This is a genomic window from Clavibacter michiganensis subsp. tessellarius (genome assembly GCF_021922985.1).
GTDB lineage: Bacteria > Actinomycetota > Actinomycetes > Actinomycetales > Microbacteriaceae > Clavibacter > Clavibacter tessellarius.
The window spans coordinates 2,288,861-2,303,688 of sequence record NZ_CP040788.1 but is presented as its reverse complement, the minus strand read 5'-3'; the positions used below and the strand labels follow the sequence as shown (position 1 = coordinate 2,303,688).

At 74.8% G+C, this 14,828-nt stretch carries 12 protein-coding genes; 5 read left to right on the top strand and 7 right to left on the bottom strand.

Annotated features, from left to right (window positions below; translation table 11 throughout):
* Positions 1–94 precede the first annotated feature (94 nt).
* The gene (locus tag FGG90_RS10750) at positions 95–1,558 is read left to right on the top strand and encodes a DUF2079 domain-containing protein (protein ID WP_094127219.1); all 1,464 of its coding nucleotides are present in this window, start codon (positions 95–97) and stop codon (positions 1,556–1,558) included.
* A 153-nt stretch (positions 1,559–1,711) separates the two neighbouring features.
* On the opposite strand, the gene FGG90_RS10745 is transcribed toward FGG90_RS10750, so the two are convergent.
* The gene (locus FGG90_RS10745) at positions 1,712–3,136 is read right to left on the bottom strand and encodes a CitMHS family transporter (RefSeq protein WP_237583578.1); all 1,425 of its coding nucleotides are present in this window, start codon (positions 3,134–3,136) and stop codon (positions 1,712–1,714) included.
* 159 nt (positions 3,137–3,295) lie between these two features.
* Here FGG90_RS10745 and FGG90_RS10740 point away from each other — a divergent pair, with 159 nt between their 5' ends.
* Together FGG90_RS10740 and FGG90_RS10735 are read left to right on the top strand one after the other, a co-directional pair.
* A complete protein-coding gene (locus FGG90_RS10740; RefSeq protein WP_094127223.1) occupies positions 3,296–5,197 on the top strand; it encodes a sensor histidine kinase in 1,902 nt (633 codons plus the stop codon).
* Complete coding sequence (locus tag FGG90_RS10735) at positions 5,194–5,856, top strand: response regulator transcription factor (RefSeq protein ID WP_094127225.1); 663 nt, start codon at positions 5,194–5,196, stop codon at positions 5,854–5,856. The genes FGG90_RS10740 and FGG90_RS10735 overlap by 4 nt, the downstream gene beginning before the upstream one ends.
* 31 nt (positions 5,857–5,887) lie before the next feature.
* On the opposite strand, the gene FGG90_RS10730 is transcribed toward FGG90_RS10735, so the two are convergent.
* A complete protein-coding gene (locus tag FGG90_RS10730) occupies positions 5,888–7,081 on the bottom strand; it encodes a Fic family protein (protein WP_094127227.1) in 1,194 nt (397 codons plus the stop codon).
* A 102-nt stretch (positions 7,082–7,183) separates the two neighbouring features.
* A complete protein-coding gene (ectB, locus tag FGG90_RS10725; RefSeq protein WP_210433037.1) occupies positions 7,184–8,518 on the bottom strand; it encodes a diaminobutyrate--2-oxoglutarate transaminase in 1,335 nt (444 codons plus the stop codon).
* A 147-nt stretch (positions 8,519–8,665) separates the two neighbouring features.
* On the opposite strand from ectB, the gene FGG90_RS10720 reads away from it, so the two are divergent.
* Both FGG90_RS10720 and FGG90_RS10715 read left to right on the top strand, forming a co-directional pair.
* The gene (locus tag FGG90_RS10720) at positions 8,666–9,532 is read left to right on the top strand and encodes an alpha/beta fold hydrolase (RefSeq protein ID WP_094127231.1); all 867 of its coding nucleotides are present in this window, start codon (positions 8,666–8,668) and stop codon (positions 9,530–9,532) included.
* Positions 9,533–9,638: 106 nt separating this feature from the next.
* The gene (locus FGG90_RS10715; RefSeq protein ID WP_094127233.1) at positions 9,639–11,129 is read left to right on the top strand and encodes a glycoside hydrolase family 28 protein; all 1,491 of its coding nucleotides are present in this window, start codon (positions 9,639–9,641) and stop codon (positions 11,127–11,129) included.
* 27 nt (positions 11,130–11,156) lie between these two features.
* Here FGG90_RS10715 and FGG90_RS10710 read toward each other — a convergent pair whose 3' ends face one another.
* From FGG90_RS10710 to FGG90_RS10695, 4 genes are all read right to left on the bottom strand, one after another.
* On the bottom strand, positions 11,157–11,789 hold the full coding sequence (locus FGG90_RS10710; RefSeq protein ID WP_094127235.1) for a HEAT repeat domain-containing protein: 633 nt from the start codon (positions 11,787–11,789) through the stop codon (positions 11,157–11,159).
* 75 nt (positions 11,790–11,864) lie between these two features.
* Entirely contained in the window at positions 11,865–12,974 is a 1,110-nt protein-coding gene (locus FGG90_RS10705) for a VIT1/CCC1 transporter family protein (protein ID WP_094127237.1), read from the bottom strand.
* 358 nt (positions 12,975–13,332) lie between these two features.
* Complete coding sequence (locus FGG90_RS10700) at positions 13,333–14,187, bottom strand: M56 family metallopeptidase (protein WP_094127239.1); 855 nt, start codon at positions 14,185–14,187, stop codon at positions 13,333–13,335.
* 79 nt (positions 14,188–14,266) lie between these two features.
* The gene (locus tag FGG90_RS10695) at positions 14,267–14,728 is read right to left on the bottom strand and encodes a MarR family winged helix-turn-helix transcriptional regulator (protein ID WP_094127241.1); all 462 of its coding nucleotides are present in this window, start codon (positions 14,726–14,728) and stop codon (positions 14,267–14,269) included.
* Positions 14,729–14,828 lie beyond the last annotated feature (100 nt).

Sequence of the window (14,828 nt, the reverse complement as noted above, 5' to 3'; positions counted from 1 at the left end):
CCCCCACCTCTGCCGCGGCATCCGCCGTCGCTGAGCGGACGAGCCGGGGATCCCGCAGCCCGCGCGACCGGGCCCGCGTGAGACCCTTGCGTCCGTGACCCGTCCGAACGACACGGCCCCTCGCCGCCCCGCCGCCGAGCCGGATGCCGCCTCGGCGTCGCCCGGCATCCCCGCGCCGATCACCGGATCCCGCGTCCCCGGGACCGTCGGGGTCGTCGTCGTGGCCGCGCTCGTGACCGCCGTCTACGTCCTGTACTCCGCGCTCCAGTGGCGCCGCTTCACCGTCAAGTCGTGGGACACGGGCATCTTCACCCAGCTCGCGCAGGACTACTCCCGCCTCCAGGCGCCGCTCGTCTCCATCAAGGGCGACGGCTTCAACCTCATGGGCGACCACTTCCACCCGATCCTCGTGCTGCTCGGCCCGGTCTACGCCGTCTTCCCGCACGCGTTCGCGCTGCTCGTGGTGCAGGCGGTGCTCATCGGCGTCTCGGTGGTCGGCGTCGGGCGCCTCGCCGGCCGCGTGACCGGGCGGTGGGGCGCGATCACGGTGGCCGCCGCGTACGGGCTGAGCTGGGGGATCCAGGGCGCGGTCGCGTTCCAGTTCCACGAGATCGCGTTCGCCCTGCCGCTGCTGGCCTTCGCGCTCGACGCGGTGATCGCCCGCCGCGCGCTCGCCGCCGCCGCGTGGGCCGTGCCGCTCGTGTTCGTGAAGGAGGACCTCGGCCTCACGGTCGCCGTCCTCGGCGCGATCATCGCCCTCACGATGGACCGCCGCGTCGGCATCGCGCTCGCGGGCTGGGGCGTGGCCTGGTTCGTACTCGCCACCACGGTGATCCTCCCCGCCTTCAACCGCGACGCCCGGTGGGACTACGCGTCGAAGCTCGACGCCGGCGGCGCGCTCGCGGATCCGCTCGGCACGCTCGCGGGGCTCCTCGCGGCGCCCAAGCTCGAGACCGTGGCCTTCCTCCTGCTCGCGGGCGCGCTCATCGCCGTGCGCTCGCCGCTGCTCCTCCTCGTGGTGCCGACGCTCGCCTGGCGCTTCCTCTCGCCCACCGAGGCGTACTGGGCGCCCGGCTACCACTACGACGCGGTGCTCATGCCCATCGTCTTCGCGGCCGCCATCGACGGCGTCGTCCGGGCGCGCGGCGGCGGGCAGCGCTGGCTCGCGAACGCGTCGCGCGCGACCGTGCCCCTGCTCGCCGTGGCCGCGGTGCTGCTGTTCCTCCGCTCGCCGCTGATGGAGCTCGGCAAGCCGACCGCCTGGGAGCCGTCGCCGCGCGCCGCGCAGGCCCAGGCCGCGCTCGACCACGTGCCGGCCGGGGCGAGCGTCCTCAGCGACATCGGCCTCATGTCGTACCTCGTCGACGACCACGAGGTCTACTGGCTCGGCAACCCCGGGAACCCGGCGCCGCAGTACGTCGTCATCGACACGCTCGGCGGCGGCCTCGGCGCCGGCGCCCTCTCGGCGGACCAGTACGGCGCGGCCACGCAGCCGGGCGCGGTCTACCAGATCGTCTACTCCCAGGCCGGGTACCAGGTCGCGGAGCGGGTCTCCTAGACGGATCCGCCCGCCCCGGACGGTCCTGCACCGGGCACGCGCGCCACGCACACGCACACGCACGCCCCGCACGCGCGGAGGCCGGGCGCTCCCCCGAGCCGCCCGGCCTCCGCATGCTGTCGCGCCCGATCCGGTGGGACCGGACGCGCCCGATCAGATCGGGATCGCCGCCGTGAGCACGCCCACCGCGAGCATCACGAGCGACACCAGGACGGCGCGCCACAGCACCTTGCGGTGGTGGTCGCCGAGGTTCACGTCGGCCAGGGACACGAGCAGCAGGATCGCCGGCACGAGCGGGCTCTGGAGGTGCACGGGCTGCCCGGTGATGGACGCGCGCGCCATCTCCACGGGGTCGATGCCGTAGTTCGCCGCGCTCTCCGCGAGCACCGGGAGCATGCCGTAGTAGAAGGCGTCGTTGCTCATGAAGAAGGTCATCGGGATGCTGAGCACGCCCGTGATGACCGCGAGGCCCGGGCCGAGCGCGTCCGGGATGATCGTGACGAGCCACGCCGACATCGCCGACACCATGCCCGTGCCGTTGAGCACGCCGATCAGGACGCCGGCCGCGAGCACCATCGACACCACGCCGACCACGCTGGGCGCGTGCGCCGCGATGCGCTCGCCCTGGTCCTTGAGCACCCGGAAGTTGACGATGAGGGCGATGGCCGCGCCGACCATGAAGACGTAGGCGAGGGGTAGCTGGTCCATGATCAGCAGCACGAGCACCGCGACGGTGAGCCCCAGGTTGAACCAGATGAGGCGCGGGCGGAGCGTCTCGCGGTCGGGGTCGAGCATCGTCGAGCCGACCGTGGAGACCGCGGCCGTCTCGGCGCGCACGAGCGATGGGGCGAGGGTGATGAGGCCACCGCGCGGGGTCGCGGGGGCGCCGCGACCGGCGCGCCACCAGCCGGAGCCACCCGTGGATCCGCCGGAGCCGGAAGCCGCGCCGCCGTCGTCGAGGCCGCCCTCGGCCCGGGCCTCGCCGAGCGCCGCCAGGCGGTTGCGCTCGCGGACGCCCATCGTCCAGGCGAAGACCATGACGAGCGCGAGGCCCACGAGGAGCGACGGGATCATCGGCACGAAGATGTCGGTCGGCGAGACCTTGAGGGCCGCCGCCGCGCGGACGGTCGGGCCGCCCCACGGGACGATGTTGAGCGTGCCGTTCGCGAGGCCGGCCGTGCAGGTGAGGACGACCGGGCTCATCCCGAGCTTGCGGTAGATGGGCAGCATGGCCGCGGTGGTGACGATGAAGGTTGTGGATCCGTCGCCGTCGAGGGAGACCGCCGCCGCGAGGATGGCCGTGCCGAGCACGATCTTGGCCGGGTCGCCGCCCGCGACGCGGAGGATGAGGCGCACCAGCGGGTCGAACAGGCCGACGTCGATCATGATGCCGAAGTAGATGATGGCGAACATCAGCAGCGCGGCCGTGGGGGCCAGGTCGCCGAGCGCCTCGATCACCATGTCGCCGATGCCGAGACCGGCGCCCGCGAAGAGGCCGAAGATCGTCGGCACGAGGATGAGGGCGACCATGGGCGTCAGCCGCTTGGTCATGATGAGCGCCATGAAGGTGAGGACCATGGCGAAGCCCAGGAATACCAGCACGCGTGACTCCTTCGTCGGTGGGCGGGACGCCCGGCTGAACACCACACGCTAGGTCGGCGTCCGCGTCGCGTCGCGCTTGTGCCGCTTCATCGCGATAGTGCACGTAGACGACGTTCTGCGCATTATGCTCACCAGGTGGATCGAGCGACGGGGCGGCGACGGGCGGGGCTCGACTTCGCGCGCCGCACGCTCGTCCTCCAGCTGCTCGTCGTGCTCGTGGTGGTGGGGATCGCGACGATCGCCTACGGCCTGCTCAGCTCGTCGGAGAACCGGGACGAGGCGCAGGCGACGGCGCTCGCGATCGCGCGGACGGCCGCGGAGGATCCCGCGCTCCGGGCCGCCGTGACCGACGAGACCGCGGATCCCGCGCCCGCCTCCGCCGCGGACCTCGCCGACGGGCCCGTCCAGCGGACCGCCGAGGCCGTGCGCGAGCGGACCGGCGCGCTCTTCGTCGTCGTGACCGACGACCGCGGGCTTCGGCTCGCCCACCCCGACGCCGCCGAGCTCGGGCAGCTCGTGAGCACGGATCCGGCCGTCGCGCTCGCGGGGCGCGAGGAGGTCACGTGGGCCACCGGCACGCTCGGGGAGTCGGCGCGGGCGAAGGTGCCGGTTCGGGCGCTGGCGGACGCGGACGGGTCCGCGGGCGGCGCGGGCTCGACGGGCAGCGGATCCGGCCGCGTGGTCGGCGAGGTCAGCGTGGGCTTCGCGGCCGCCACCGTGCGCGACTCCATCGGCGTCGACGTGGCCGCGATCGCGGTCGTGGCACTGCTCGCGCTCGGCGTCGGGGCGGCGGCCAGCGGCATCCTCTCGCGACGGCTCGCGCGCCTCACCCTCGGCCTCCAGCCGTCCGAGCTCGCGGGACTCGTGCAGGACCAGGCGGCCGTCCTGTCCGGCGTCGGCGAGGGCGTGCTCGGCCTCGGCACCGACGGCCGCGTCACCGTCTGCAACCCGCGGGCCGCGGAGCTGCTCGGGCTCGTGGATCCGGTCGGCCGCACGCTCGCGGACCTCGGCGTCGCGCCCGTGCTGCGGGACGCGGTCGCCGCGGCGCGGGCGGGCGCGGGAGCCGCGTCCGCGCCGCCCGGGGCGCCGGCCGCCGGATCCGCGTCGCTGCGCGCGGTGGTCGACGACCGGCTCCTCTTCGTCGACGTCGCCCGGGTCGACCGCGACGGACGCGACCTCGGCACCGTGATGGTGCTGCGCGACGAGACGGACATCGAGGCGATGAGCCGTCGCCTCACCGCCGTCACCGCGATGTCCACGGCGCTCCGCGTGCAGCGGCACGAGTTCGCGAACCGCCTGCACGTCGTGCGCGGCCTCGTCGCGACCGGCCGGGTGGACGAGGCCGACGGCTACCTCGCGGGCGTGCTCGAGCAGGGGCCGGTGGCGTTCCCGACGGTCGACGCCGGGCTCGTCGACGAGCCCTACCTGCAGGCGTTCCTCGGCGCGAAGGCGATGGAGGCGGAGGAGCGGGGCGTGGCGCTCCGGGTCGGGCCCGGCACGCTCGTGCGCGGGATCCTCGTGCGGCCCGAGGAGGTCACGACCGTGCTCGGCAACCTCGTCGACAACGCGATGCACGCGGCCGTCCGCGGATCCCGCGCCGACAGGTGGGTGGAGGTGGAGGCGCTCGACGACGGGGTCGACCTGCACCTCGCGGTCTCCGACTCCGGCGACGGGCTCGGGTCGGCGGACGCCGCGGGCATCTTCCGGCGTCGACCCGACGACGTGGACGGCGCCGCGGAGGGGCTCGCGGCGGCGGGCGGAGCGGATCCCGCGCACGGCCTCGGCTTCGGCCTGCCGCTCGTGCGCGACATCGCCCGACGCGACGGCGGCGACGTGTGGGTCGCCGATCCCGGCGGCCCGCCGCCTCGTGCTGAGGCCGGCGCCGTCTTCTGCGCGCGGCTCGCGGGCGTGGTGGAGCCGCCCGACGCGGATCCGCCGGCCGCCGCGGATCCGCGGGCCGACGATCCGCCCGCCGTCGGCGCACATCACCCCGACGATCCCGATCCCGCCCCCGACCCCGACGGAGCCCGCGCATGACCGACGACCTCACCGTCCTCGTCGTCGACGACGACTTCCGCATCGCCCGCCTGCACGAGGGCATCGTCGAGCAGGCGCCGGGCTTCCGCGCCGTCGGCACCGCGGGCAGCGTGCGGGCGGCGCTCGCCGTGCTCGACACGTCCCGCCCCGACCTCGTGCTCCTCGACGCCTACCTGCCCGACGGCAGCGGCATCGACCTGGTGCGGCGCATCGAGCCCGACGTGATCCTCGTCACGGCCGCCGACGACCCCGCCACCGTCCGCCGCGCCCTCCGCGGCGGCGCCGTCTCCTACCTCGTGAAGCCGTTCGCGCCCGAGCTGCTCACCGCGCGCCTCGCGGCCTACGCCGCCTTCCGCGCCGGCCTCGCGAGCGACCGGCCGCTCGACCAGGCCGGCATCGACCGCGCCATCCACGCCCTGCGGCCCGGCCGGGTCTCCGCGCGCGAGCGCCCGGCGACCGAGCAGGCCGTGCTCGATGCCCTCTCCGCGTCGGATGCGGAGCTGAGCGCCCCCGAGATCGCCGAGCGCGTGGGCGTCTCCCGCGCCACCGCGCAGCGCTACCTCGGCGCCCTCGCCCGCGACCGCGTGGTCAACGTGCAGCTCAACTACGGATCCACCGGTCGCCCGGAGCACCGGTACCGGATCCTGCGGCCGCGGTAGGCGCGCGATGGACGGCGGGATCGAGCCAGGGTCACCCAGCCGTACGGAGTCGGGTGATGCGGGACCGGATGCGGTCGTCGAGATCCTCGAACTCGTCCAGCACGTCCGTGACGGCGTAGACGCGATCGCGCTTGCGCTCGGTGACCTCGGTGATGATCCGGGCCTCCTCGAGCTGGTCGATCGCCCGGTACGCCGCCCGGTCCCGGAGGCCGGCGCGCGTGGACAGCTGCTCGGCAGTGAACACCGGCAGGCCGACCAGCAGGTCGAGCACCTGATCCGTCGCGCTGCCGGCGCGCATCCCGACCTCGCGCCGCCACGCGTCGGCGTACAAGATGAACGACCGGGCCGTCCCGCGGGCCTCGCGTGCGGCGACCTCGACGCACAGCGCCACATCGGTGATGATCGCCTCGACGTCGCCGGACCGATAGGCGGTGAGGAGGCCGAAGTAGTGGTCGGTGTCGGCGGCCAGCGCTGACGCGACCGGCAGCACCGTGGTCGGCGTCATGCCCCGCCGACGGAGGACCGCGCCGATGAGGGCGCGGCCGATCCGGCCGTTCCCGTCGGTGAACGGGTGGATGCTCTCGAACTGCGCGTGCACGATCGCGGCCTGGGCGATCGGATCCACGTCGTCCCGGTTCGCGAACGCCAGCAGGTCGGCGAGGCAGGCCGGTACCTCCTCCGATGGGGGAGGCACGTAGAGCGCCCCGCGGGGGGTGTACTGCGATCCGCCGATCCAGTTCTGCACGTCACGGAGGCGACCGGCATGCTCGCGCTCCCCGGGCTCGTCCCGCATCAGCAGCTCATGCGCCCGCAGGATCGCGTCGAGCTCGATCGACGTCGTGGATGCGTCGATCAGCGCGGTGATGGCACGGCCGGCGGACACCATCGACATCGCCGACGGATTCTCCTTCACGCCGCCGAGGGCACGGGCGAAGGCGGTGGTGCTCGCCTCGACCTGCTCGATGCGCGATGACGCGACGGATTCCATGCGGATGAGGAAGCCCGCCAGCGGCTGCAGGAGATCACCGGCGATCCGCTCGAGCTCCTCCGTCTCGTACCGCGCGCGCAACAGGTCGCGGGGAGGCGTCGAGGGGACGGTGACGTCGCCGAGTCGGGGCGGGAGCGAGACGACGACCTCCGAGAAGACCCGGTCCTCTCGAGGGCCATGTCGGCCCGTGCTCTGCCAGGGGACCGTGCGGTGCTCGTGCTGAGGCCACTCGGACATCGGCTCGCTCCTGTCGCTACGACGCAGCACGTTGACACTTGTGGCGCACAAGTGACACTAGCAGCCGTCGAAGTGACAGCGAGGGTCGGGACGGAGAGCGGATCAGCTCCCGACGGCCACCGGCAGCGGCACCTCGTCGGCGGCGAGCTCCTCGCTCGTGGATCCGAGGACCTCGCGGACGGACGCGCGGATGATCGCGAGACCCTCCTCGACCTGCTCGTCGGTGATGGTGAGCGCGGGCAGCACCTTCATGACCGTGCCGCCGGCGCCGCTCGTCTCCATGAGCATGCCGCGCTCGAACGCCGCCCGGCAGACCGCGCCGGCGAGCTCGCCCGAGGGGAACTCGATGCCGCGCGCGAGGCCGCGGCCGCGCACCTTGAGCGTCATCCCCGGCGCGGCGGAGGCGGCGATCTCGGTGAAGACCTCGTGGATCCGCTCGCCCTTGCGGAGCGTGGACGCCTCGAGCTCGCCGTCGGCCCAGTACAGGCGCAGGGCCTCGGCGCCCGTGAGGAACGCGGGCGCGATGCCGCGGAACGTGCCGTTGTGCTCGCCCGGCTTCCACTGGTCGAGCTCGGGCTTGAGGAGCGTGAGGGCCATGGGCAGGCCGTAGCCGCCGATGGACTTGGAGAGCGTGACGATGTCGGGGACGATGCCGGACTCCTCGAAGCTGAAGAACCCGCCCGTGCGGCCGCAGCCCATCTGCACGTCGTCGACGATGAGCACGATGCCGTGGCGCGCGGTCAGCTCGCGCAGCTTGCGCAGCCACTCGGGCGTGGCGACGTTGATGCCGCCCTCGCCCTGCACGGTCTCGACGATGACGCCGGCGGGCGTGTCGACGCCCGACCCCGAGTCGTCGAGCAGCTTCTCGAAGTACGCGAGGGTGTCGGTCTCGGCGCCGAGGTAGCCGTCGAACGGCACCGCGACCGCGTGGTGCAGGGGGTGGCCGGCGCCGCCGCGCTTGAGCGCGTTGCCCGTGACCGAGAGCGCGCCCTCGGTCATGCCGTGGAACGAGTTCGTGAAGTGCACGATGGTGGTGCGGCCGGTGACCTTGCGCGCGAGCTTCATCGCTGCCTCGACCGCGTTGGCGCCGCCCGGGCCGGGGAACATGATGCGGTAGTCGAGCCCGCGGGGCTGCAGGATGACGTCCTGGAAGGTCTGCAGGAAGTCGCGGCGGGCCTCCGTGAACATGTCGAGGGAGTGCGTGACGCCGTCACGGAGGATGTAGTCGACGAGCTTCTGCTTGAGCGCGGGGTTGTTGTGCCCGTAGTTGAGCGCGCCGGCGCCCGCGAAGAAGTCGAGGTAGCGGTCGCCGTCGGCCGTGAACATCTCGCTGCCCACCGCGCGGTCGAACACGACCGGCCAGCCGCGGCTGTAGCTCCGGACCTCGGACTCCATCTGCTCGAAGATCGTCATGCCGTGTCGCTCCTTGATGCTCATCGGCGACCCCGGTGGATCGCCGCACGTCGGGCGGGCTCGTGGCTCCGGGCGACGGGGAAGACGCTGCGATGCGCAGCCCCTCCATCGTCGCACCTCCTCCCGACATCGCAGGAATCCACGGCGTGAGGATCTCGATAGGGTCGCGACATGGCCGCACCCGGGGACGTCGACCCGCTCCGGGCCCCGGGCACCGCGCTGATCGACGTCGACGGCCGGGCCGTGCGGCACCGCGTGACGGGCACCGGGGATCCGCTCCTCCTCCTGCACGGCATCGGCCGCAGCCTCGAGGACTGGGACGAGCAGCACGCGCGCCTCTCCGCCGGGCACGCGCTGCACAGCCTCGACCTGCCGGGCTTCGGCTGGTCGGATCCGGTCGCTGGCCCCACGACGCTCGAGGCGCTGGCCGACGCCCTGCCCGCCTACCTCGACGCGACGGGCATGCGCGGACCCGTGACCGTGGTCGGCAACTCGCTCGGCGGCGCCGTCGCGATGACGCTCGCGGTGCGGCACCCGGATCGCGTGCGGGCGCTCGTGCTCGCCGACAGCGCGGGCTTCGGCCGGCAGGTCACGGTCGGCCTCCGGGTGCTCGCCTTCGACCCGCTCGCCACCCTGCTGCTGCGCCCCACGCCCGCAAACTCCCGGCGCTCGACCCGCACGATCTTCCACGACCCGGCGCTCACCACCCCCGCGCGGATGCGGCACGCGCAGGAGCTCTCGGCCCGCCCGGTGCACGCGGCCACGATGCTCGGCATCGCGCGCGACCTCGGCACGGTCCGCGGCGTGAGCTCGCGCTGGCGGCGGCCGCTGGTCGAGAGCGTGCGGGCGTCGGGCCTGCCGGTGCTCGCGGTGTGGGGCGACCGCGACCGGATCCTCCCGCCCGCGCACCTCGCGGCCGTCGCGCGCGAGCTGCCCGACGCGCGCACGCGCCTCATCCCGGACTGCGGCCACATGCCGCAGATCGAGCGGCCCGACCTCTTCGCGGCGCTGGTCGAGGACTTCCTCGCGGGCCTCTGATCCGGCCGGGCCGCGCTGGGGAGGGTCCGCGCGGGCCGCCCCCGGGCGACCTACCGTGGCCCCATCGCGCGGGACCTCCTCGCCCCGATCCTCGGAAGGGCGTCCCATGGGCCTCGCTCCCCGCCGCATCCGCACGCTGCTCGTCGACGGGCTGCTCGTGGTGGCGGTCCTCGCCTCGGTCGTCGCCCTCGCCGCGGCGGCGCCGGGTGTCGCGTCCGTGTCGTCGGCGGGCGACGTGGGATCCGTCGTGCACGGCGACCGGAGGGCCGTCGCGGAGCCGGTCGCGCCGGCGACCACGTGCGCCACCGTCCCGGCCGCGGTCGCGATGGCCGAGCGGCAGGGGTCCGCGGCCGACGAGGCGCACGCCCCGGACACCGCGCGCATCCAGGCCGCCCTCGACGGGTGCGCGGGATCCGGCGGCGCCGTCGTCCTCGCGGCGTCGAGCACCACGGCCGCGTTCCTCAGCGCGCCGATCACCGTGCGCGCCGGCGAGGTGCTGGTCCTCGATCCCTCGGTTGTGCTGCACGCCTCCCGGGCGGCCGCGGACTACCAGGTGGCGGGCCGCGCGACGTGCGGCACCGTCGGCGGCGCGGGCGACGGCTGTCGGCCCTTCATCACCCTGTCGTCGCGCTCCGGGCTCGCGTCGAGCACGGCGACCGGCTCCGGCCAGGGGCGGGTCGACGGCCGGGGCGACCTCCCGATCCTCGGCGGGACCGCGAGCTGGTGGCAGGTCGCGGCGAGCGCCAAGCAGGGCGGCCACCAGAACGTGCCCCGGCTCGTCGCGGCCACGCGGGCGGACGACGTGACGCTGCACGACGTCGACCTCGTGGACTCGCCCGGCACGCACGTGTCCTTCGACCACGGCGACGGCCTGACCGTCTGGGGCGTGCGGATCCGGACGCCGGCCGGCGCCCGGAACACGGACGGCATCGACCCGGCCGGCGCCACCGACGTGACGATCGCCCGGTCGTGGATCAGCGCGGGCGACGACGGCATCGCCGTCAAGGCGGGCACCGCGGCGTCGGCCCACATCAGCGTCCTCGACGACCACCTGTTCGGCACGCATGGCGTCGCGATCGGCAGCGAGACGCAGGCCGGGGTGAGCGACGTGCTCGTCGCCCGCGTCACCGTCAGCGGCCGGGACGCCTTCGGGACGCTGAGCGTCGCGGCCGGAGGCATCCGCATCAAGGGCTCCTCCGCGAGCGGCGGCCCCGTGCGGGACGTCGAGTACCGCGACGTGTGCGTCGACGAGGTGAAGAACCCCCTGGCGTTCGACCCCCGCTACTCGACGGCGACGGGCAGCGCGATCCCGACGATGACGGGGATCGTGGTGGACGGGTTCCGGGCGACCCGGTCGCTGCACCTGGCGTCGTCCGAGCTCGACGGCTACGACGCGGCGCACCCGCTGGGCCTCGCGCTCCGCCGCACCGCGGTCGACGCGGCGCGAGTCGACATGGCCGCGGCCGACATCACGACCGCTGGGGCGACCTTCGGGGGCGTGCCGCTCGCATCCACCGCGTCGGACGTGCGGGTGACCGCGGGGCCGGATGCCGGGGATCCGCCGACCTGCGCGTTCCCGGCGTTCCCCGACCTCTGACGGGGGGCGCCGGGGAACCGCCGGGCGTCAGTCCTCGGTGTCCTCGTCGTCGTCGGCGACGACGGGACCGCCCGCTTCGGCGGCTGCGGCGGCGGCCGCCGCATGGCGCCCGGCGGCGGACAGCACCTGGTCGTGGCGCGCGGCGAGGGCCTCGAGGCCGTCGTGCGCGGCGACGCGGACGGACGTGTCGGGATCCGTGAGCGCGCGGCGGATGACGTCCTCGTCGGCGGGGGAGCCGACGGCGCCGAGCGCGCGGAGGGCGGCGCCGCGGACGCGGGCGTTCTCGTCGGTGACGAGCACGGTCAGCGCGCGCACGAGCGGCAGCTGCCGGGTCGCGACGACCTTCGCGCACGCCTCGCGCACGCGCCAGGCGCGGTTCGTGAGGTTCTTCTCGACGACCTTCGCGGCCTCGGGGGTCCAGGCGTAGAGGAGCGCGCGGGCGCCCCAGGCCTCGGGCCAGTACAGGGGAGGGGCGCCGTTGAGGATCCCGCGGGCGTGCCGTCCGCCGACCAGCAGCAGGAAGTCGTCGCCCTCGTACAGGCCGTCGAGCAGGCCCATCGCCCGCAGGGCGACCTCCCGCTCGCTCGTGCGCGACACCGCGTCGCTCATGCGCGTCGCGAGGGAGTCCTCGCGACGGCGGGGGTCATCTCCGTCAGCCATGCGGACAACCGTATCGGCTGCGGCAGGCCGGCCCCGCCGCGCGCGGGAGGCGACGCGGGCGGCGGGACCCGCGGATCAGCCCGCCTGCGTGTTGAAGAGCAGCCCCAGCAGGTAGGTGGCCCCGGCCGCGCCGAAGCCGATGAGCAGCTGGCGGCCGGCGCGGCGCAACGGCGGGCCGCCCGAGAGGAGGCCCGTGACCGCGCCCGTGATGGACAGCGCGATCGCGACCAGCACGCACGCGATCACGAGCGCGGCGAGGCCCTGCAGGCCGAACAGGTACGGCAGCACCGGGATCACGGCGCCGGACGCGAAGAAGCAGAAGCTCGACAGCGCCGCGCCCCAGGCCGTGCCCACGCTCTCGTGCTCGTCGTCGGACGCGGCGACGCCCGCGATGCTCACGGGGATCGGCCGGGTCTCGGCCGCGAGGTCGCGCAGCACCTCGTCGGCGTGCGCGAGCGCCTCCTCCTCCGTCATGCCGCGGGCGCGGTAGACGAGGGCGAGCTCGTTGGCGTCGACGTCGAGGTGGGGGAGGGCGTCGCGCGTGGCCGGATCCGGGGCGGACGCCTCGAGCAGCTCGCGCTGGGAGCGCACGGACACGAACTCGCCCGCGCCCATCGAGAGCGCGCCGGCGAGGAGGCCCGCGAGGCCGGTGGCGAGGATCACGGCGTTCGGCACGCCCGTGGCCGTGATGCCCAGCACGAGCGCGAGGTTGCTGACGAGGCCGTCGTTCGCGCCGAAGACGGCCGCGCGGAAGGTGCCCGAGAGGCGCATCCGGCCGCGGGTGGCGAGGCCGCGCACGACCTCCTCGTGCACGCGCTCGTCGGCGGCCATCGCGTCGGTCGCGTCGGCGTCGTCCGCGTACGGCGAGCGGCTCTCGGCGCGCTGCGCGAGGGCGAGCACGAAGACGGAGCCGAAGCGGCGGGCCAGGAGGCCGAGGACCCGCGTGCGGATGTCGCCGCGGACGGGCTTGCCGACGCGGTCGCCGAGCAGCTCGATCCAGTGGTCGGCGTGGCGGCCCTCGGCCTCAGCGAGGGCGAGCAGGATCTCGCGCTCCTCGCCCGTGCGGCGGCCGGCGAGGTCGCGGTAGACGGCGGCCTCGGCGCGCTCGTCGGCGAGGTACTGCCGCCAGCGGCGCACCTGGGCGGGCGTCGGATCGGGCGTGCGGGCAGGGGGCATGGATGTCATGGGTCCTCCGGTCGGGCGACGACCGGGACCCGGGGGCGCTCCGGCCGGCGCGACGGCGCGCGTGCGCCTGTCGTTCGTCTGGCCGAAGGTCTCGTCCGCCCGCCGTGCACGTGCGCGTGGCGGGTGATGCACCGGGCCCAGGGGCCAGCATGTCGACGCATCGCCGTCCGGCCCGCGGGCCGGGGGGACTACTCCCCTTCGAGAGGAGACCCTAGCGCACGGGTCGGGGCGGCCTCCGCGGCGGGTGCCGGGCGGACGACCGGCGCGGACGGGGACCGGGCCGGCATGCGCGGCGGCCGCGCGGGATCAGCGGGCTGCGTCAGCGCGTCGGGTCAGCGGACGGGATCAGCCGACGGGGTCAGCGGACCGGCAGCAGCACGATCAGCAGCGGCAGCGCCGGGAGCGCGCACGCGACCGCGCACAGCGTCCGCAGCGCGACCCGGTGCCCGCCGCGGGGGTGGCGCATGCGGTCGGCGCGGAGGCCCGAGAGGCCGCCCTCGGGATCCAGCTTCGCGAGGGCGTCCGCGACGGTGGCGGGCCCGGCGACCCGGGCGGCGTGGTCGTCGGCGATGAACTCGATGGCGATGGTGGTGGACAGCGCGAGGCGCTGGCTCGCGGGCAGCGCCGGGAGGATCGCGCGGGACACCTGGGCGAGCCGCACGGCCAGCGCGTGCCGCTGCTCCAGGTGCGCGGTCTCGTGCTCGATGACCGCGGCGAGCTCGTCGTCGTCGAGGCGGGCGCGCGCCTCGGTGGTGAGGAGGATCACTCCGGTCGCGGGGGAGAGCGCCGCGAGCGGCACGTCGGACTCGACGAGGCGCGCGTCCCGCCCGGCCACGCGGTACGGGCGGGAGGCGAGCAGCAGCGTCGCCACCTCGCCCGCGCGATGCCGGGCGTCGCGCACGACGCGGCCGCCCTCCTCCACGATGCGGAACAGCAGGATCCCGAGCACGCCCGCGGCGGCGTAGGCGAGCGGCACGACGACCGCGACGCGCTCCGCGTCGGCGCCCGCCTGCATCGCCACGCCCTGGTGGATGAGGAGGCCGAGCCCGGATCCGAGGCTCAGCACGGCCGTGACGAGGAACCCGTGCCAGGCGGCCAGCATCGCGACGGGCCGCTGCGCGACGAGCGGCAGCCGGCCGAGGAGCAGCGGCGCCAGCAGCGTGACGGTGACGTAGCACTCGAGCAGGAGCACCGCGCGGACCGTGTCGCTCACTCGTCGCGCTCCGATCGGGTGGTCGGGCGCCGGTGGGCGGAGCCGGGGACGTGCGCCGGTCGGGTGGCCGGCGGGCCCGTCAGATGGTCTCGGGCAGGCCCTTCGCATTGTCGATGACCTGGCTGAGCACGGTCTTCAGGCCCTCGAGCTGCTCCTCCGTCATGGAGAGGCGGTCGCGGATGCGCTGCGGGATGGCGACGGCCTTCTCGCGGAGCTCGCGGCCCTGGTCGGTGAGGCCGATCTCGAGGACGCGCTCGTCCGTGGCCCGGCGCACGCGCCACACGTGGCCCATGGCCTCGAGCCGCTTGAGCAGCGGCGACAGCGTGGCGCTGTCGAGCTGGAGCTCGTGGCTCAGGTCCTTCACCGAGCGCGGGCCGCTGGCCCAGAGGGCGAGGAGCACGAGGTACTGGGGGTGGGTGAGGCCCAGCGGATCGAGGATGGGTCGGTAGAGGGCGGTCACGCTGCGCGCGGCGACGACGAGCGCGTAGCTGACCTGCCTGTCGAGCGCGAGCGGGTCCTGCAGGTCCTGCGGTGTTGACATGGTTCCTCCGCCGGTCATTCTGTCACTCCGTGTTGCTAACCCCCGGGCGAACGGGGGGTAGCGGCCGGATCTGTGGAAAGGCTCCTGCTTGTGAGGGATT